Annotated in this window: 19 protein-coding genes; 11 read left to right on the forward strand and 8 right to left on the reverse strand. The window is 61.1% G+C overall.

From position 1 onward, the window contains the following. Positions 1-5 precede the first annotated feature (5 nt). From FHX06_RS08485 to FHX06_RS08500, 4 genes are all read left to right on the forward strand, one after another. The gene (locus tag FHX06_RS08485; RefSeq protein WP_112547759.1) at positions 6-836 is read left to right on the forward strand and encodes an RNA methyltransferase; all 831 of its coding nucleotides are present in this window, start codon (positions 6-8) and stop codon (positions 834-836) included. Beyond that, positions 817-1620 carry a glutamate racemase gene (murI, locus tag FHX06_RS08490; protein ID WP_112968207.1) on the forward strand — a complete coding sequence of 268 codons (804 nt, stop codon included), beginning with the start codon at positions 817-819 and terminating at the stop codon, positions 1618-1620. Before FHX06_RS08485 ends, murI begins: the two co-directional genes overlap by 20 nt. 96 nt (positions 1621-1716) lie before the next feature. Continuing rightward, positions 1717-2892: an MFS transporter gene (locus FHX06_RS08495; RefSeq protein WP_113148260.1), complete on the forward strand. Its 1176-nt coding sequence runs from the start codon at positions 1717-1719 to the stop codon at positions 2890-2892. Between the two features lie 108 nt (positions 2893-3000). Further along, complete coding sequence (locus FHX06_RS08500) at positions 3001-4515, forward strand: ATP-binding protein (RefSeq protein ID WP_113213250.1); 1515 nt, start codon at positions 3001-3003, stop codon at positions 4513-4515. Between the two features lie 3 nt (positions 4516-4518). On the opposite strand, the gene FHX06_RS08505 is transcribed toward FHX06_RS08500, so the two are convergent. Next, positions 4519-4854, reverse strand: a complete 336-nt coding sequence (locus FHX06_RS08505; protein WP_112547757.1) for a cupin domain-containing protein — start codon at positions 4852-4854, stop codon at positions 4519-4521. A 102-nt stretch (positions 4855-4956) separates the two neighbouring features. On the opposite strand from FHX06_RS08505, the gene FHX06_RS08510 reads away from it, so the two are divergent. From FHX06_RS08510 to FHX06_RS08535, 6 genes are all read left to right on the forward strand, one after another. After that, positions 4957-5487 (forward strand): MarR family winged helix-turn-helix transcriptional regulator, encoded by a 531-nt coding sequence (locus FHX06_RS08510; protein WP_112547756.1) that lies wholly within the window; start codon positions 4957-4959, stop codon positions 5485-5487. Positions 5488-5685: 198 nt separating this feature from the next. Then, on the forward strand, positions 5686-6303 hold the full coding sequence (gene rpsD / locus FHX06_RS08515) for a 30S ribosomal protein S4 (RefSeq protein ID WP_112547755.1): 618 nt from the start codon (positions 5686-5688) through the stop codon (positions 6301-6303). Between the two features lie 69 nt (positions 6304-6372). Further along, the gene (locus FHX06_RS08520; protein ID WP_183878925.1) at positions 6373-7302 is read left to right on the forward strand and encodes a glutaminase; all 930 of its coding nucleotides are present in this window, start codon (positions 6373-6375) and stop codon (positions 7300-7302) included. 59 nt (positions 7303-7361) lie between these two features. Next, positions 7362-8228 (forward strand): tRNA 2-thiocytidine(32) synthetase TtcA, encoded by an 867-nt coding sequence (ttcA, locus tag FHX06_RS08525; protein WP_183878927.1) that lies wholly within the window; start codon positions 7362-7364, stop codon positions 8226-8228. 44 nt (positions 8229-8272) lie between these two features. After that, positions 8273-9103, forward strand: a complete 831-nt coding sequence (locus FHX06_RS08530) for an inositol monophosphatase family protein (protein WP_183878929.1) — start codon at positions 8273-8275, stop codon at positions 9101-9103. Between the two features lie 16 nt (positions 9104-9119). Further along, positions 9120-9944, forward strand: a complete 825-nt coding sequence (locus FHX06_RS08535) for an inositol monophosphatase family protein (protein WP_183878931.1) — start codon at positions 9120-9122, stop codon at positions 9942-9944. A gap of 24 nt (positions 9945-9968) precedes the next feature. Here FHX06_RS08535 and hisC read toward each other — a convergent pair whose 3' ends face one another. From hisC to FHX06_RS08560, 5 genes are all read right to left on the reverse strand, one after another. Continuing rightward, positions 9969-11027 carry a histidinol-phosphate transaminase gene (gene hisC, locus FHX06_RS08540; protein ID WP_183878933.1) on the reverse strand — a complete coding sequence of 353 codons (1059 nt, stop codon included), beginning with the start codon at positions 11025-11027 and terminating at the stop codon, positions 9969-9971. A 132-nt stretch (positions 11028-11159) separates the two neighbouring features. Beyond that, positions 11160-12440 carry a multidrug effflux MFS transporter gene (locus FHX06_RS08545; RefSeq protein WP_183878935.1) on the reverse strand — a complete coding sequence of 427 codons (1281 nt, stop codon included), beginning with the start codon at positions 12438-12440 and terminating at the stop codon, positions 11160-11162. A gap of 131 nt (positions 12441-12571) precedes the next feature. After that, positions 12572-13819, reverse strand: a complete 1248-nt coding sequence (locus tag FHX06_RS08550; RefSeq protein WP_112968375.1) for a multidrug effflux MFS transporter — start codon at positions 13817-13819, stop codon at positions 12572-12574. A gap of 137 nt (positions 13820-13956) precedes the next feature. Next, positions 13957-14295 (reverse strand): Grx4 family monothiol glutaredoxin, encoded by a 339-nt coding sequence (gene grxD / locus FHX06_RS08555; protein WP_112547748.1) that lies wholly within the window; start codon positions 14293-14295, stop codon positions 13957-13959. Positions 14296-14499: 204 nt separating this feature from the next. Continuing rightward, the gene (locus FHX06_RS08560) at positions 14500-14733 is read right to left on the reverse strand and encodes a hypothetical protein (RefSeq protein ID WP_113148194.1); all 234 of its coding nucleotides are present in this window, start codon (positions 14731-14733) and stop codon (positions 14500-14502) included. Between the two features lie 165 nt (positions 14734-14898). Here FHX06_RS08560 and FHX06_RS08565 point away from each other — a divergent pair, with 165 nt between their 5' ends. Then, positions 14899-16044 (forward strand): hypothetical protein, encoded by a 1146-nt coding sequence (locus FHX06_RS08565; protein ID WP_183878937.1) that lies wholly within the window; start codon positions 14899-14901, stop codon positions 16042-16044. 135 nt (positions 16045-16179) lie between these two features. Here FHX06_RS08565 and FHX06_RS08570 read toward each other — a convergent pair whose 3' ends face one another. Together FHX06_RS08570 and purL are read right to left on the reverse strand one after the other, a co-directional pair. After that, a complete protein-coding gene (locus FHX06_RS08570; RefSeq protein WP_004676237.1) occupies positions 16180-16413 on the reverse strand; it encodes a BolA/IbaG family iron-sulfur metabolism protein in 234 nt (77 codons plus the stop codon). Positions 16414-16432: 19 nt separating this feature from the next. Further along, positions 16433-18667 (reverse strand): phosphoribosylformylglycinamidine synthase subunit PurL, encoded by a 2235-nt coding sequence (gene purL / locus FHX06_RS08575; RefSeq protein ID WP_183878939.1) that lies wholly within the window; start codon positions 18665-18667, stop codon positions 16433-16435. Positions 18668-18831 lie beyond the last annotated feature (164 nt).

Raw genomic sequence — 18831 nt, forward strand, 5'->3', positions numbered from 1 at the left:
GCACCATGGCGGGCACCAACAGCGAGCGTCAACTTCTGGCCGAAGGGCCTGTTATCATTCTGGTCGAGCCGCAGATGGGCGAGAATATCGGCATGGTGGCGCGCGCCATGGCGAATTTCGGCCTTGCCGATCTTCGCCTCGTCAATCCGCGTGACGGCTGGCCGAACGAGAAGGCGCAGGCCGCAGCCTCCAAGGCCGATCACGTCATCGAAGGCACGAAGGTCTTCGCGACACTCGAGGAGGCGATTGCCGATCTCAACTTCGTCTATGCGACGACGGCGCGCAGCCGTGACAATTACAAGCCGGTGCGCTCACCGGTCTTTGCCGCCGGAAACCTGCGCAGCCGCTTCAGGGCAGGCGAGGCGACGGGTATCCTGTTCGGCCGCGAGCGCTGGGGACTGACCAATGAGGAAGTGGCGCTTGCCGACGAGATCGTCACCTTTCCGGTCAATCCGGCCTTTGCATCGCTCAACATCGCCCAGGCGGTGCTGCTCATGTCCTATGAATGGATGAAATCCGGCATGGAGGATCTGGAGGCGGTGCCGTTCCAGGCGCTTGAACAGCGACCCTCCACCAAGGAACAGCTGTTCGGCCTGTTCGACCAGCTGGAAGAGGCGCTCGATTCCCGCAACTATTTCCATCCGCCCTCGAAAAAGCCGAAAATGGTCGACAACCTGCGCGCAGTTCTCTCCCGCCGGGCCTTCACGGAGCAGGAAATCAGCGTGCTGCGCGGCGTCATCTCCTCTCTCGACCGCTTCTCGCGCAATAGCCCGCGCAAGGGCGGTTCCACCAGATCCCGCAAGGAAGCGCCCACCGATGACAGCGCCGACGAATGAGCTGAAACCCGTCCTCGTCTTCGATTCAGGCATAGGGGGGCTCACCGTGCTGCGCGAGGCGCGCGTGCTGATGCCGGAGCGCGGCTTCATCTATATCGCCGACGATGCCGGGTTTCCCTATGGTGGATGGGAGGAGCAGGCGCTGAAGGAGCGGATTATCGGCCTCTTCGCCAAGCTGCTCGAAGATTACGATCCCGAGGTCTGCATCATTGCCTGCAATACGGCTTTTACGCTTGTGGGCGCCGACCTGCGCGCCGCCTTTCCGCAGATGACATTCGTCGGCACTGTGCCGGCGATAAAGCCTGCTGCCGAGCGCACACGCTCAGGGCTCGTCTCGGTGCTGGCGACCCCCGGCACGGTCAGACGCGCCTATACACGCGACCTCATCCAGTCCTTCGCGCAGCAATGCCATGTGCGGCTGGTCGGCTCGGAAAACCTGGCGCGCATGGCTGAAGCCTATATCCGCGGTGACGTCGTTTCTGACGAGGCAGTGCTCACCGAGATTGACCAATGTTTCGTCGAGAAGGATGGGCGCAAGACCGACATCGTCGTGCTCGCCTGCACGCATTATCCCTTCATGGCGAATATGTTTCGCAGGCTGGCGCCTTGGCCGGTGGACTGGTTGGATCCGGCGGAAGCCATTGCGCGGCGCGCTCGCACGCTGGTACCGCATGTTGCGGACGCCGTTCATCCTGACAATTTCGACTTTGCCGTCTTCACCTCGGGCAATCCGGATTTTGCCACGCGGCGGCTGATGCAAGGTTTCGGCCTGAGCACGCGATAGGGCACTGCGCGCTTTATTTCCCCTGTCTCATCACGCAAGATCCCCGCGGGGAATCGCGAGCAGGTGTTTGCCGCTCAAGATGCAAAGGGATGCGCCGTGCCGCTGCAAAGACTTGTGATGCTGATCTTCTTTCTGCAACCGATCGCCTTTGGCGCCTGGTTACCGCGCATTCCCGATATCCAGGCGAAGCTTGAACTTGGCACTGCCGATCTCGCGGTAGCCCTTCTGGGATTGCCTATTGGTACGCTGATCACGCTCCCGTTTGCCGGCCGGATCGTCTCGCGCATCGGCGGGCGCATGGCGATCATCTATGGGTTCATCTTCTTTCTTGCGGTGGTTTCGCTGCCGGCCTTCGCGCCCAGCGCCTTGCTTCTTTTCCTTGCCCTGATGATCGTCGGGGTCGCGCTTTCCACGGTGGAACTCGGCATGAATGTCGAGGCGGATGTGACGGAGAAGGCGACGGGGCTGATCATCATGAGCCGCTGCCATGGCTTCTGGAGCTTCGGCATCATGGCCGGCAGCCTGATCGGCGTTGGCGCCATCGCCATCGGGCTTTCACCGCACTGGTCGATCCTGATCACGGCGATCATCGTCCTGCCGATCGCGCTGGTCGCCAGCCTGCGCCTGCCGAAATTGCCTGAAAGTCACCATGCGGAGAATTCGCAGACAAAGACCGGCTTCAAGCCGCCAAGCCTTGCCCTGCTGGGGATCTGCGCCTTCGTCTTCGGCGTGACGATGACCGAGGGTGCGATCGCCGACTGGTCGGCGGTCTATCTCCGCGATGTCATGAATGCCGAAGGTGCCCAAACCGGTCTCGGTTATTCGGTTTTCGCTTTCATGGTTGCGGCGGGGCGCTTCAGCGGTGACTACATGAAAGGCCGTTTCGGCGCAGTTGCGATTGCCCGCGGCTGCGGCATCGCCTCGCTTGCGGGCATGCTCGTCGTTCTCCTTGCGCCGGCGACGCCGCTTGCCCTGCTTGGCTTTGCAGCCGTCGGTGTCGGTGTCTCGGTCGGATTTCCGCTTGCGGTGACGGCCGTCGCTTCGCTGACCGACCGACCACCTGCTTCAAGCGTTGCCATACTCTCCTTCGCGGCGCTCAGCGGTTTTCTCATCGGGCCGCCGATCATCGGTTTTCTCGGCGAACTCCTGGGCTTGCGGGTCGGGCTCGCGGTCCTGCTGGTGCCACTCTTTGTCAGCCTGCTCTGCACCCGTTTGCTGATTCCGACGCAAAACGACATGGCGGGCGATCTCGTCGAGCGCGAGGCGGTGTAGGACGTCTTTCCAGGCCTGACTTTCCCTGTGGGTTTTTAAAGGTTTGACGACAACAGCGCCTGCGAATCTGCTAGAGACGGGGGCTGGAATTTGTAAGGGGAATTGGGCGTGCAGGTTGGCATCGATATGGGAATGGCGTCCGGCAACCCGGCGACGCTCGATATCGAGGAATTGCTGGCGACGCGTCTGCTCGTGCAGGGCAATTCCGGCTCCGGCAAATCGCATCTGCTGCGCCGCCTCCTCGAGCAATCGGCCCAATGGGTACAGCAGGTCATCATCGATCCCGAAGGTGATTTCGTCACGCTGTCCGACCGGTTCGGCCATGTCGTCGTCGATGGCGAGCGCACCGAAGCCGAGCTTGCCGGCATTGCCAACCGTATCCGCCAGCACCGCGTTTCCTGCGTGCTGACGCTGGAAGGGCTCGATATCGAGCAGCAGATGCGGGCGGCTGCGGCCTTCCTCAACGGCATGTTCGATGCCGATCGCGAATATTGGTATCCAGTTCTTGTCGTCGTCGACGAAGCGCAGATGTTTGCGCCCTCGGTCGGCGGCGATGTCTCGGAAGATGCGCGCAAGGCGTCGCTCGGCGCCATGACCAACCTGATGTGCCGTGGACGTAAACGCGGGCTTGCCGGCGTCATCGCCACGCAGCGTCTCGCCAAGCTTGCAAAAAACGTCGCGGCCGAAGCCTCGAACTTCCTGATGGGCCGCACCTTCCTCGATATCGACATGGCGCGCGCCGCTGATCTGCTCGGCATGGACCGCCGTCAGGCGGAAATGTTCCGAGATCTGAAGCGCGGTCATTTCGTCGCCCTTGGACCGGCGCTGTCGCGTCGGCCGCTGCCGATCCAGATCGGCAATGTCGAGACATCGGCGCGTTCTTCCAGCCCGAAGCTGATGCCGCTGCCGGATTCGCCACAGGATGTCGAAGACCTGATCTTCACGCCGGATCCGGAAGAGTTCCAGCGGCCGATCGTACGGCGTGCTCCACCGGCGCCGCGCCCGACCACCGATATCCTGGCCGAGCTCTCGCGCTCGACGCCGGCCGCCAGCCCCATGCAGGCCGCCGAGCCGCGTGTGGCCCAGCCGGAACTGTCGGCCGAAGAGCGCGAGGAGCGGCTTTCCGGCGTGCTCTCCGAGATCCTCGACGATCCGGGCTCCGGTTTCCGCACGGATGCAGTCCTCTATCAGGAATTCCTGGTGCGGCTGCGCATGCGCCGTGTTCCGGGAGCGCCGATGTCCTTGCAGGATTTCCGGCGGCGCGTGGCGGTTTCCCGCTCCGGCGTCGATCCCGACATGGCCGCAGGGGAAGCCTGGGCGACGGCGCTTTCGCTCTCCAATGGCGTCACCGACGATCTTCAGGGTGTGTTCCTGATGATGGCGAAGGCCGCGATCGGCGGCGAGGCCTGCCCGTCCGATGCCCGCATTGCCCGCGCTTATGGCACGCATTCGGCCCGGCGCGCGCGCCGGCTGCTTGGCTATTTCGAAGAGCAGGGGCTTATCGTCGTCCACACGGACTTTACCGGCAAACGCATCGTCGCCTTCCCGGACCTGCAGGCTGAGACCGCGCCGGGTTCGGCCGATGCGCCTGACACCGAGGCCCTGAAGAGCGCCGCAGAATAAGCATCAGACCCAGCTCTGGATGATCTCGGGGCTGGCATGGATGCAGGTGAGCTCCAGCCGCGTCGTTCCCACATTCTTGAAGCAGTGGGGCGTCTCCGCATTCACGATGACTATATCGCCGGGATTGGGCTCCAGCGTCTCTTCGCCAACGGTGAAACGCGCTTTGCCGGAGCGCACGATCCACATTTCCGTATAGGGGTGAACATGCAGGTCCGGGCCCTGGCCAGGCTCGTTGTCGATCAGGAAGATCGAGACCGGGGCGCCGAAGTCCCGGCCCTCGAAGCGAATGGTCCGGTTGGCGAATTGCTGCTGGCTTTCACGCGGTATGACATGGAACATGATTTCCTCCTTGGATCACGCTACGGACTTCGCTATGAATTTATCTTCTCGAGAAGATACTTTACCCAATTTATCTTCTCGTCAAGATAGTTTGGAGCCATGATGGAAACGGAAGATCACGTCGATCGCCTACGCACCCTTTGGGCAAAAGAGTTGCCCGATCTCGACACGACGCCCATGAGCATCCTCGGACGCATCTACCGGCTCTCCAATCTGGTGCGGCCCTCCATCGAGGCGACATTCGCCGAATTCAATCTCGACCGGGGCGAGTTCGACGTGATTGCGACGATTCGCAGGGCAGGGCCGCCCTACAGGATGACGCCGACCGAGCTCTACAGCCTTCTGCTGATCTCGTCGGGCGGGCTGACGCATCGGCTGGACAGGCTGGAGAAATCGGGGCTGATCCGGCGGGAGCGCTCTGCCCAGGACAAGCGCAGCTTCGAGGTAGCGCTCACGGATGAGGGCATCGAACGCGCAGAAGCCGCCTTCCGCGAAGATATGAAGCGGGAGCTCGCCCATCTCGGCGGGCTTGAGGAAAGCGAGCGCCGCGCGCTTGCCGCTCTGCTGCGCAAGCTCGCAGGTTCCCTTGAGCGAACCGGCGATAACGGCCTCGCCGTGGCAGATTCTGTTTGACAATCCTGTGACTTATCCCTAAAGACCGCCCCAGCACCGGGCAGCAATGTCCGGTGTTTCATTTGACATGTCCCGTGGATCAGATCCGTTCGCGTAATGGAAAGATCCTGTCGGCTCCCGGAAACGGGATCAAAGGAGGGCGTGTTTCCTTCGCGCGGTTTGGCAACAAACCGCCCTAACACTTTGAAAGGAAATACGATGAGCAAGCGCGAATCGTCCAAGTACAAGATCGACCGCCGTATGGGCGAAAACATCTGGGGCCGTCCGAAGTCCCCGGTGAACCGCCGCGAATACGGCCCGGGCCAGCACGGCCAGCGCCGCAAGGGCAAGCTTTCCGACTTCGGCGTGCAGCTGCGCGCCAAGCAGAAGCTGAAGGGTTACTACGGTGACCTGCGCGAGAAGCAGTTCCGCGCGATCTTCGCTGAAGCTGACCGCCGCAAGGGCGACACCTCGGAAAACCTGATCGGTCTTCTGGAGTCCCGCCTCGACGCGATCGTCTACCGCGCCAAGTTCGTTCCGACGGTCTTTGCTGCCCGTCAGTTCGTCAACCATGGCCACGTTACTGTCAACGGCGTCCGCGTCAACATCGGTTCTTACCGTTGCAAGGTCGGCGACGTCATCGAAGTTCGTGAGCGCTCCAAGCAGCTCGTTACGGTTCTGGAATCGGTTTCGCTCGCAGAGCGCGACGTTCCTGACTACGTCGAAGTCGACCACAACAAGATGGTTGCCACTTTCGCACGCGTTCCGACGCTTGCCGACGTTCCGTACCCGGTTGTCATGGAACCGCATCTGGTCGTCGAATTCTATTCTCGCTAATCGCGAGAGGCGTTTTCGCATTCTGGAAAAGCCGCCTCTCGGGGCGGCTTTTTCGTATCCGGAGGGAAGATGGTGGATTTGCAGGCAGTCCTCGACAGCATCTACAAGGAGCTGACGCCCCGCATCGGCGAGGGCAAGGTCGCGGATTATATTCCCGAACTTGCCAAGGTCGATCCGAACCAGTTCGGCATGTCGATCATCACCGTCGACGGCAAGGTCTACAGCGTCGGCCATGCCGATGTCGCCTTTTCCATCCAGAGCATTTCCAAGGTCTTCATGCTGACGCTGGCGCTCGGCAAGGTGGGCGAGGGGCTGTGGAAACGCGTCGGCCGCGAGCCATCGGGCTCAGCCTTCAATTCCATCGTCCAGCTCGAGCATGAGCACGGGATCCCGCGCAATCCCTTCATCAATGCCGGCGCGATCGCCGTCAGCGATGTCGTCATGGCCGGCCATGCGCCGCGCGAGGCGATCGGCGAGTTGCTGCGCTTCGTGCGCTACCTCGCTGACGACGAATCCATCACCATCGATGACAACGTGGCACGCTCGGAGACGGCGACCGGCTATCGTAATTTCGCGCTCGCCAATTTCATGCGCTCCTACCGCAATCTCGATCATCCCGTCGATCATGTGCTCGGCGTCTATTTCCACCAATGTGCGCTCTCGATGACCTGCGAGCAGCTGGCCCGCGCCGGCCTGTTCCTTGCGGCACGCGGCGGCAATCCGCTGACCGGCCATTCGGTCGTGTCGCCGAAACGGGCGCGGCGCATCAATGCGCTGATGCTGACCTGCGGCCATTACGACGGATCGGGCGACTTCGCCTATCATGTCGGCCTCCCGGGCAAGAGCGGTGTCGGCGGCGGCATCTTTGCGGTGGCACCCGGCATCGCTTCGATCGCGGTCTGGTCGCCGGGGCTTAACAAGGTCGGCAATTCTCAGCTTGGCGCCGTGGCGCTGGAGATGCTGGCGGCGCGTACGGGCTGGTCCGTTTTCGGCGATTGAGGCTGTGTTGGCCGGCGGCTTTCTGCTAAGCAGGGCAGGCACATCAGACAGGTAGCAAGATGAATATCGCAGCCAATATTGCCGACGATCTGGAAACGGCGGAAGCCGGCATCGGCCACGCGCTGTTTGCCGATGCGCCCCATTCGGTCTCCTTCAACAAGCTGCGCAAGCGCCTGCTGCGGCAGGTGCGTCAGGCCTTCGAAGATTTCGACATGCTGAAGGGCCAGAAACGCTGGCTGATCGGCATATCCGGCGGCAAGGATTCCTATGGCCTGCTGGCGCTGCTGCTCGATCTGCAATGGCGCGGGCTGCTGCCGGTGGAGCTGATCGCCTGCAACCTCGATCAGGGCCAGCCGAATTTCCCGAAACATGTGCTGCCGGAATACCTTTCAAAGATCGGCGTCAAACATCGCATCGAATATCGCGACACCTATTCGATCGTGAAGGAGAAGGTACCGGAGGGAGCGACCTACTGTTCGCTCTGCTCGCGCCTGCGCCGCGGCAATCTCTACCGGATTGCCAAGGAAGAAGGCTGCGACGCGCTGGTGCTCGGCCATCATCGGGAAGACATTCTCGAAACCTTCTTCATGAATTTCTTCCACGGTGGGCGGATGGCCGCGATGCCGGCGAAGCTTCTGAACGACGAAGGCAATCTGATGGTGCTCAGGCCGCTCGCCTATTGCGCCGAGGACGACATGGCCAAGTTTGCCGCTGCCATGCAGTTTCCGATCATTCCCTGCGATCTCTGCGGCTCTCAGGATGGTCTCCAGCGCAATGCGATGAAGGATATGCTCGCCGATATCGAGCGCCGCATGCCCGGCCGCAAGGACACGATGCTGCGTGCGCTCGCGCACGTGAACCCGTCACACCTGCTCGATCCGAAACTTTTCGACTTTTCTGCGCTGGCCGTCACCCAAACGTCATAATGGACTTGCTATGAGCCTCAGCAGTTCCATGCAACGAGTCCAAAATGATTTTCTCAGACAAAGACATAGAGTTCCTCGGTGATTGCCTCAGGCATGTCGCCGAAGAAGAGATCATGCCGCGCTTCCGCAATGCGGCTGCGGCCAATGTTTCCGAAAAGACGTCTTCCGTCGATCTCGTAACGCAAGCCGACCTGCGCTCCGAGGCTTACCTTACGGCAGCAATCCGCGAGCGTTTTCCCTCGGCACTCATTGTCGGCGAGGAAGCCTATGAGGCGGATCGTTCGGTCGTGCCGGCGCTTGCCGATGCCGATCTTGCCTTCGTCATCGATCCCGTCGACGGCACGTTCAATTTTGCGGCCGGCATGCCGGTTTTCGGTACGATCCTTGCCGTGACGGTTAGGGGAGAAACGGTTGCCGGCATCATTCACGATCCGGTCCTCGGCGACACGGTTGTTTCCCTCAAGGGCGCCGGCGCCTTCCAGAAGAGACGCAATTGCGAGCCTGTCCGCCTCAAGGTCGCGGAACCTCTGGAGCTGGGCCTCATGATCGGCGCCATGGCCTGCAGCCATATGGTAGAGCCGGATCGTTCGCGCGTTGCCGGCAATATGGCGAAGGTCAAGATGACCTTCGCGTTCAATTGCTCGGCTTACGAATATTGGATGGTGTCCTCGGGCAAGCTGCATTTCATCGGCCACCCCAAGCTGATGCCGTGGGATCATCTGGCCGGCGTGCTGACCCATCAGGAAGCCGGCGGCCATACCGCCAAATTCGACGGAACGCCCTACAGGCCCGGCGAGATTTCCGGCGGCATCATCTCTGCTCCCGATAAGGAAAGCTGGCAGATGATCCGAAACGAGATCGTCGGCTACCGATAAACCGAAAGGAACCGCCATGACGACTGCCATAGATACGATGAAGCTTGCCGATCTCCTGCGGCAGGCAGCGAAAGCCGAGATCCTGCCGCGCTTTCGCCGACTGGGCAGCAGCGATGTGCGCGCCAAGACGGAAGCGACCGACCTCGTGACCGAGGCCGATGAGCAGGCCGAAAGGATGATGAAAGCCGAGGCCGCGCGCCTCTGGCCGGAGGCATTGTTCATCGGTGAGGAATCGGTTGCCGCTGACGAAGCACTTCTGGACAAGCTCGAAGGTGCCGATCTCGCCATCGTCGTCGATCCCGTCGACGGCACCTTCAACTTTGCTTCCGGCATTCCGGCCTTCGGCGTCATGGCATCGGTCGTCTCCAAGGGCGAGACGGTTGCCGGCATCATCTATGATCCGATGGGCGATGACTGGGTGATGGCTGAGAAGGGCGGCGGCGCCTGGCTGCGCCGGCCGGATGGCGAGGCGCAACGGTTGCGAGTGGCAGAACCTGTCGCTCTCGACCAGATGGTCGGCATGGCTTCCACCGGCTACCTGCCGCAGGAAAAGCGCGCCGAAATCCTTGGCAATCTCGCCAAGGTTCGCTTCCTCACCAACTACCGCTGCGCGGCACATGAATACCGCACCTTTGCCGGCGGGCATGTGCACTACCTGATGTACAACAAGCTGATGCCTTGGGATCACCTGGCCGGCACGCTGATCTGCCAGGAAGCCGGCGCCTATGCCGCCCGTTTCGACGGTTCGGCCTATCTGCCGCATCATGTGACCGGCGGGTTGCTGATTACGCCGGACAAGGAGAGCTGGGAAATCTTCCGCCGCGAGGTCGCGACGGTCTAAGCCTGAACTGGCCTGAGTTCGAACTCAGGCCAATATCTGTTTCAATGCATCAAGGAGCGTGTCGCATTCGGCATCGGTGCCGATGGTGATGCGCAGGAAATCCTGGATGCGCTGCCCGCGGAAATTCCTGACCAGCACCGCACGTCGGCGCAGCTCCGCAGCCAGTTCCGCGCCGCCGCGGGTGCTGTGGCGAGCGAAGACGAAATTGGCGGAGGAGGGCAGAACCTCGAAGCCGAGCTCGCCGAGGGCGGCGGTCAACCGCTCGCGGCTTGCGACGATCAGCGCGCAATGTTTCTCGAACCAGTCCTGATCCTCCCAGGAGGCCACGGCGCCGGCCTGTGTCAGCCTGTCCAGCGGATAGGAATTGAAGCTGTCCTTGACCCGTTCCAGCGCATCGATCAGCGGCCGCTGGCCGACGGCGAAACCGACGCGCAGGCCGGCAAGGCCGCGCGATTTGGAGAAGGTCTGGATGACGAGCAGGTTCGGATATTTCCGCACAAGCGGAATGGCACTCTGGCCGCCGAAATCCACATAGGCCTCATCGATGACGACGACCTGATCCGGATGTTCCTGTACCAGCGCCTCGATCGCCGCAAGCGGCAACGCCGTGCCGGTCGGCGCATTCGGGTTCGGCAGGATGATCGCGCCGCAGGGCTGGCGGTAGTCCTCGATGCGCACCCGCATCTTCTCGTCCAGCGGAATCTCGCGGAAGGTGATGCCGTAGAGACCGCAATAGGTCGGGTAGAAGCTGTAGGTGATATCGGGATAGAGCAGGGGCAGCTCGTGCTTCAGGAGTGCCTGAAACGTATGGGCCAGAACCTCGTCCGAGCCATTGCCGACGAAGACTTCGCCGGGATCGAGATCATGGCTCGAGGCAATCGCCTGGCGCAGTTTCAGGCCGGTCGGCTCGGGATAGAGCCGCAGCGTGTCGTTGACGGCTTGCGAGATTGCCGCCAAGGCACGCGGCGAAGGGCCGTAAGGATTCTCATTGGTGTTGAGCTTCACCAGCCCTTCGATGACAGGCTGTTCGCCCGCCACGTAAGGTGTCAGGGATTGAACAAGGGGGCTCCAGAAACGGCTCATCGTGTACTTCCGGTCAAAGACATGTCGCGCATAAACGTGCAGCGGCCTTGCGAGAGCGACTGCGAAAACAAAAGCCTAAAACGTGGCAAGCGAAGCTGAATGATCGCTGCACACTTTAGGCCTCAAGCAGCATTACATGTGAACCGCACCGGGGTCGAGTTGCGGACTGTCGCCGGGATGGGTGAACAGCTTGCCCTTTTCCGCCCAGAGAACCATGACGACGGTGACCGCGCCGAAGAGCGCGAAACCGCCGAACAACGGCTGGACCGTGCCGTTGAACAGCTGGCCAACGCCGCCGCCGAGGAGGGCGCCGAACGTCGTCGACACGAAACCGGTGACGGCCGTTGCCGTGCCGGCGAGATTGCCCATCGGCTCCAGGCTGATCGCGGTGAAATTGGTCGCGATGACAGCAAACATCATCAGCAGGATCGAGAAGAGGGCGTAGGAGAAGGCAAAGGACGGCGTGCCGCCAAGTGCTGCGACAAAGCCTATCGCCGAGACGATGGTGAAAAGCAGCATGGCGGCATGGGAGATGCGGCGCATGCCGAAGGTGCGCACCAGCATGCCGTTCAGGAAGTTGGCAACGGCGATGCCGCCTGCCGTAGCGGCAAAGGCGATCGGCAGCCAGTCGCCGAGGCCGTAAACCTCGCCGAAGACCTGCTGAACCGAGATCACATAGGCGCTGATGACGCCGGTGAACATGGTGAGCCCGATCATGTAGCCGCAGGTGATGCGGTTGGTGAGAACCGTCTTGAAGCCATCGGCGGCAGCACCAACGGACAGCGGAATGCGCTCTTCCGGCGGCAGCGATTCCTTGAGGCGCAGCAGCGCCCAGACGAAGAGAATCGTCGCGACGATGCCGAGCAGGATGAAAATCCAGTTCCAATGCGCATAGGTGATAATGAGCTGGCCGACAGAGGGGGCGACGATCGGCACGATCATGAAGACGATCATGACATAGGACATGACTCGCGCCATCTCACGGCCACCGAAGCAATCGCGGACGATCGCCATGGTGGTGATGCGCACGGCCGCGCCGCCGATGCCCTGAACGAAGCGCATGATCAGCAGCATTTCGAAACTGCCGGTGGCCGCAGCGGCAAACATGCCGACCACGTAGCAGGCAAGGCCGCCAAGCAGGATGTTGCGGCGGCCGAAGGCATCCGACAGACTGCCGAAAATGATCTGGGAGGCGCCGAAGCCCAAGAAGAAGACGCCGATGACGAGCTGCGCATCATTGTTGCTGGTAACACCCAGCGAATGGCCGATATTGGGCAGCGCCGGCAGCATGCTGTCGATCGCCATGGCAATGCTGGCGGTCATGATGGCGATGGTCACCACGAATTCGAAGAAGCCCATGCCAATGCGGGCAGAACCCTGGTTTTCCGTGTGCGGTTTGTGCGTCGGAGTCATCCGTATCCCCCTGAATGACGGAAGAGCGGCCGGAAAGCGGCCGAATATTGTGGGAGGGCGGCGAACCCCTACCAAAATGTGCCGCCGCCTGATGTGTCTGAAAGCTTCAGTGCTGATATGGGCGCCTGATCTCAGTGCCCGATATCGCTGAAGCTGGAAAGTGATGCGTCCTTCGACAGCGGCGCATGCTGCGCCCTGAACAGCCGGCCCTTTTCTGCGATCAACACGAAGACGATACCGATCAGCGAGACGCCGAAGTAGCCGGCGATCATCGGCGTTGCCGTGCCGTCAAAGGCCTGTCCGACCATGGCTCCGATCAATGCGCCGCCGATCGTGCTCATGAAGCCGATGACAGAGGAAGCCGTGCCGGCGAGATGGCCGAGCGGCTCCATGGCGAGCGAATTGAAGTTAGAGCCGATCCAGCCGAACTGGAACATCACCAGCGCGAAGAAGACGATGAAGATCGGGAAAGGCATCGGCTGCGGCCCTGATATCTGCACCATCAGCCAGATGAAACTCAAGCCGCAGAAACCGAGAAGGGATGCGTGCGAGAGGCGGCGCATGCCGAAACGGCCGACCAGCTGGGAATTGATGAAGGACGAGAAGGCCATGAACAGCGCCACTCCGGCAAAGGCGACGGGCATGTAGACGCCGAGACCGTAGATGCCGACATAGATCTGCTGGGCAGAGTTGATGAAGCCGAACAGCGCGCCGAAGAGGATCGTGCTGGCAATGGTGTAACAGAGGGCGATGCGGTTGGAAAAGAAGATCGCAAAGCCCTGCGCCACCGAGCGGACCGTGAACGGACGGACATTGGCGGGATCCAGCGTTTCCGGCAGGCGCAGATACATCCAGATGCCGACGGCCGTCGCCATGGTGCCGATGAAGACGAAGATCATGTGCCAGGTGCTCACGAGCATGATGATCTGGCCGCTGCCCGGCGCAATGACCGGCACGACCATGAAGACCATCATGATAAGCGACATGACTTCCGCCATCTGCCTTCCGCCGTAGACATCGCGGACGATGGAAATAGTAATGACGCGGGTGGCGGCAGAACCGAGCCCCTGAATGAAGCGGAGCGTCAGAAGCCCGGCAAACGTCGGGACCACAGCGATGCCGAAGGCGGCAACGACGTAAATGCCGAGGCCGATCAGCAGCGGAACACGGCGGCCGAAGCGATCGGAAAGGGGGCCGTAGAAAAGCTGGGCGAGTCCGAAACCGAAAAGATAGGCGGAAACGACATACTGGCGATGATTTTCGTTCTCGACGCCGAGGCTGGAGCCGATCTGCTGCAGTGCGGGCAGCATGATGTCGATGGCCAGCGAGTTGACTGCCATCAGGAAAGCCGCAAGCGCGATAAATTCCAGCTTGCCCATGGGCAGCCGACCCGCGGACATGGCTTGTGATGAATCTGTCACAATGAAATTCCCATAAACAGGTCAAGGCGCTGCTTGGCGCAGCGCCTCGAACTCAAGATACAGATTTGGAAACCGGACGGACGCCCGGTGACCGATCAGGCGACGGCGGTCTTGACCGTGACGCCGTTTTCCTGGAGGTGCTGCTGGAGCTCACCGGCCTGGAACATTTCCCGGACGATGTCGCAGCCGCCGATGAACTCGCCCTTGACGTAGAGCTGGGGGATCGTCGGCCAGTTGGAGTAATCCTTGATGCCCTGGCGGATTTCCGAATCGGCGAGCACGTTGATGCCCTTGTAGTCGACACCGATGTAATCGAGGATCTGGACGACCTGACCGGAGAAGCCGCACTGCGGAAACTGCGGCGTGCCCTTCATGAAGAGGACGACGTCGTTGCTCTTGATCTCGTTTTCGATGAATTCGTTGATACCGCTCATGGGACCTAATCCTTTCAACAGGCAGGTTAAAGGCCCGCCGTTTCAATCGTTTTCCTTAGATAGCATGTGGAAGCCGGAATTCCACCCGCGAAAACCAAAAAAAGACCAATCCGCGACACTTAGCGGCACAGGTTGTTGCCTATGCGTTACGCCTCATTGCGATAGATCTTGATCGGCTCAATCCCGGTATCGGTGGAAAAGGCTCTAGGCGCGGCGCTGCCTGCTGCGGCCTGCTGCCGTGCGGCGCTTGCTGACCTGCTTGCGAGCAGGCTTGCGACTCGCCGGCGTTGCCTTGCGGGTGGTGCGGCTCGCCGTTGCAGACGCTGCCTTGCGGCGCTTGCGCTTGGTTGTGGTGGTACGGCCCGTTGTCTTCTTCAGGATTTCCTTCAGCACGCTATTGACGACGCCTGACACCAGTTCATTCACGAGATTGCCCACAAAATCCCCCTCGACCCTGCCGAAACGCAGCTACCCTATTGAATTCCGGAAGAGTTCGCTTAGCAAGACGGCTCGACGGTTTTATCCGGTTTTTCGCCGTATTTTCAGGCGAACCCGTCATCCTGGCAACGGCGCACTCAACCCGCCGGAAAGAAGAAAAAGACTATGAAACTGATCGACAAGCGGGTTGTGCTACATTTCCCCGGATTTGAACCACTCGATGGCGCAGCGCACCGGGCGCGGTATGAACGTACTGCAAGGCAAAGCGCATCCGTCTGGGGCTATAACATCGAGACGGGTACCGCCGATGCCGGTTCCTATGTTTCCTTCGATGTCGGTGCCGGCGCCGATAACTGGCAGACACAGACCCGCGTCCATGTCTTCGACCATGACGAGCTGGTGCAGCGGCTGCGCGCCGGTAATACGGCAAGCCGCATCGCGGCGGGCTTTGCAAGCTTCTGGCAGGTTGTGCGCGAGGGCGGCATGGCCGGCTATTTCCGGCATGCCTGGCGCTTTGGCCTCTTCTTCATCTTTCCCTTCCTGCTGACGGCTCTCGCAATCGTCGTCACGCTGCAGATCCTGACGCTGCAATATTTGCTCGGACTTCCCGTCTGGCACATCGGCTGGAGCGCGCCGCTCGCGGCAATCTTCTTCATCTTCGGCTTCCTGCCGTTCTCGGAGCGCTTCCACACGCTGCATCTTTTTGCTGACTGGGAGATGGCCGTGGCGCTCGCACGCATGGACAAGCCTGTTTTCAACGACTGGCTGGAACAATGCGCGACATCGATGCGGGCAGCACTCAACGAAGAGGCCGATGAATATGTCATCTCTTCGCACAGCATGGGCTCCAGCGTTGCGGCCCATGTCGTCGGCATTCTGCTGGAGCGGGAGCCGGATGTCTTCAAGGGGAAACGCGTGGTCTTTGCGACACTCGGCTGTGCGATCCTGCAATGCGCGCTGATGTCGTCTGCTACACTCCTGCGCTCGCGCGTCGGGCTGATTGCGCGGTGCCCGGATATTTTCTGGCTCGATGTGCAGTGCCTGACGGACTCAATCAATTTCTACAAGGTGCCTGTCGTCAGCGTGTCCGGCCATCCGGACGCGCCGCAGGCGCGCATGATCCATATCCGCGTGCGGCAGATGCTGACAGCGGAGCACTACAAGAAGATCCGCAAGGATCAGTTACGCGTTCATCGCCAGTATGTGCTGGGTCCGGACAAAAAATCCTCCTTCGATTTCACGCTGCTGACCGCTGGCCCGATGCCGGCATCGGTCTTTGCCGATCCCGAGCACGACAAGTTGCCGGCCTGAGAGCTCAGCAAAGAAGGGCGAAGAGGCGTACTTTCGAAACCGATCGCTTCCGTTTCAAAACAAAGAGACCCGGCGGAAGAAGCCTTCCAGCCGGGTCTGTTCATTTCAGATCCTCAGTCGGCCGAAGCCAGCATGTCAATCCGGCGCCGAGGTTTGCAGGGCGAGGGCATGCAGGACACCGCCCATATTGCCCTTCAGCGCCTCATAGACCATCTGGTGCTGCTGTACGCGGCTCTTGCCGCGAAAGGCTTCCGCGACGACTTCGGCAGCGTAATGATCGCCGTCACCCGCCAGATCGCGGATCGTTACCTTGGCACCGGGAATCCCGGCCTTGATCATGTCTTCGATGTCACCGGGTTTCATGGCCATGATCGTTACTCCTTGCACATTATTCCGCAGCGACAAGCTCGCCGCGGCCATCCATGAAATTAGGGAACCACGATTCATGTGCATCGCGCAATTGCTGAATCGGCAGTGCAATCAGATCGTCGACGACGAGGGCATCGCCCTTGACGGTGCCGAGGCGGCGGAAGGGCACGCCGGCGCCTTCGGCATTGGCACAGACGAAATCGGCGACATCACCAGGAACCGTCAGAACGTAACGCGCCTGATCCTCGCCGAAGAGCAGGGCATGGGCCGCACCCTTGCCTTCGCTGAGGCTGATGTCGAGGCCCTTGCCCGAGGCCATCGCCATTTCAGCGAGCGCCAGCACGAGGCCGCCGGAGGAAATATCGTGGCAGGCGGTCGCCTGGCCATTGCGGATGACCGAGCGGACGAAATCGCCGTTGCGGCGTTCAGCGAAGAGATCGACTTCGGGAGCCGGACCTTCGGTGCTGCCGACGATATCGCGCAGATAGATCGACTGGCCGAGATGGCTGCCGTCGGTGCCGATAAGAACAACCTTGTCGCCTTCGGCAGCGCTGCCGATGCGGGCCATCTTGCGCCAGTCGGGCATCAGGCCTACGCCGGCAATGGTCGGGGTCGGGAGGATCGCGACACCATTGGTCTCGTTATAGAGCGAGACGTTACCGGAGACGATCGGGAAATCGAGTGCACGGCAGGCTTCGCCGATGCCCTTCACGGCGCCGACGAACTGACCCATGATTTCGGGCTTTTCGGGATTGCCGAAATTGAGGTTGTCGGTAGCCGCCAGCGGCAGGGCGCCGGTTGCGGTAATGTTGCGCCAGCATTCAGCCACAGCCTGCTTACCGCCTTCGAACGGATCGGCCTCGACGTAGCGCGGGGTGACGTCGGAGGAGAAGGCCAGCGCCTTCAGCGGATGACCCTCGACGCGCACGACGCCGGCGTCGCCGCCGGGGAGCTGCAGCGAATTGCCCTGGATCAGCGTGTCATACTGTTCGTAGACCCAGCGGCGACTGGACTGGTTGGCGGAACCGACGAGTTGCAGCAGCGCTTCGTTGTAATTCCCGGGAGCGGCGACGAGGTTGGCGGGCAGGGGCGCGCGCTTGTCGGATTCGCGCCACGGGCGGTCATATTCCGGCGCCTGATCGCCGAGATCCTTGATCGGCAGGTTCGCGACTTCCTCGCCCTGATGGATGACGCGGAAACGCAGATCGTCCGTGGTCTTACCGACGATCGCAAAATCGAGGCCCCATTTGACGAAAATCGCCTTGGCTTCCTCTTCCTTTTCCGGCTGCAGAACCATGAGCATACGCTCCTGGCTTTCCGACAGCATCATCTCATAGGCGGTCATGCGTTCTTCGCGCACCGGCACCTTGTCGAGTTCGAGCAGGATACCGAGGTCGCCCTTGGCGCCCATTTCGACGGCCGAGCAGGTGAGGCCGGCGGCACCCATGTCCTGGATGGCGATGACGGCGCCGGTCTTCATCAGTTCGAGGCAGGCTTCGAGCAGGCACTTTTCGGTGAAGGGGTCGCCGACCTGAACGGTCGGCCGCTTCTCTTCGATCGACTCGTCGAATTCGGCCGAAGCCATGGTGGCGCCGCCGACACCGTCGCGGCCGGTCTTGGCGCCGAGATAAACGACGGGCAGGCCCACACCCTTGGCTTCCGACAGGAAGATCGCGTTGGACTTTGCGAGACCGGCGGCAAAGGCATTGACGAGGATGTTGCCGTTATAGCGGGCGTCGAATTCCACTTCGCCGCCGACCGTCGGCACGCCGAAAGAATTGCCGTAGCCGCCGACACCAGCAACGACGCCGGCGACGAGATGGCGGGTCTTCGGATGATCCGGTTCGCCGAAACGCAGCGCGTTCATGGCAGCGATCGGGCGCGCGCCCATGGTGAAGACGTCGCGCAGGATGCCGCCGACACCGGTCGCAGCACCCTGATAGGGCTCGATATAGGAGGGGTGGTTGTGGCTCTCCATCTTGAAGACGACGCAGTCGCCGTCATCGATATCGACGACACCAGCATTTTCGCCCGGGCCCTGGATGACGCGCGGTCCCTTGGTCGGCAAGGTGCGCAGCCACTTCTTGGAGGATTTGTAGGAGCAGTGCTCGTTCCACATGGCCGAGAAGATGCCAAGCTCGGTAAAACTCGGTTCGCGGCCGATCAAATCCAGAATGCGCTGGTATTCATCCGGCTTGAGGCCGTGGGAAGCGATGAGTTCCGGCGTGATCTGGATGGTGTTTGGAATGGTCATGAGCTCTCGAAAATCCCTGCCTAGAGCAATCCAGCAAAAGTGCGCAGCGGTTTTGCATTCGGATTGCGTGAAAACAAAGAGATGGAGCGTGCCTGTGATTTACGGAAAACAGACATGCCCCAGCGCGTTTGTCGTGTCTTTAGCTTATGTAGGAAGTGCGCGCG

The sequence above is a fragment of the Rhizobium sp. BK512 genome (assembly GCF_014194915.1).
Taxonomy (GTDB): Bacteria; Pseudomonadota; Alphaproteobacteria; order Rhizobiales; family Rhizobiaceae; genus Rhizobium.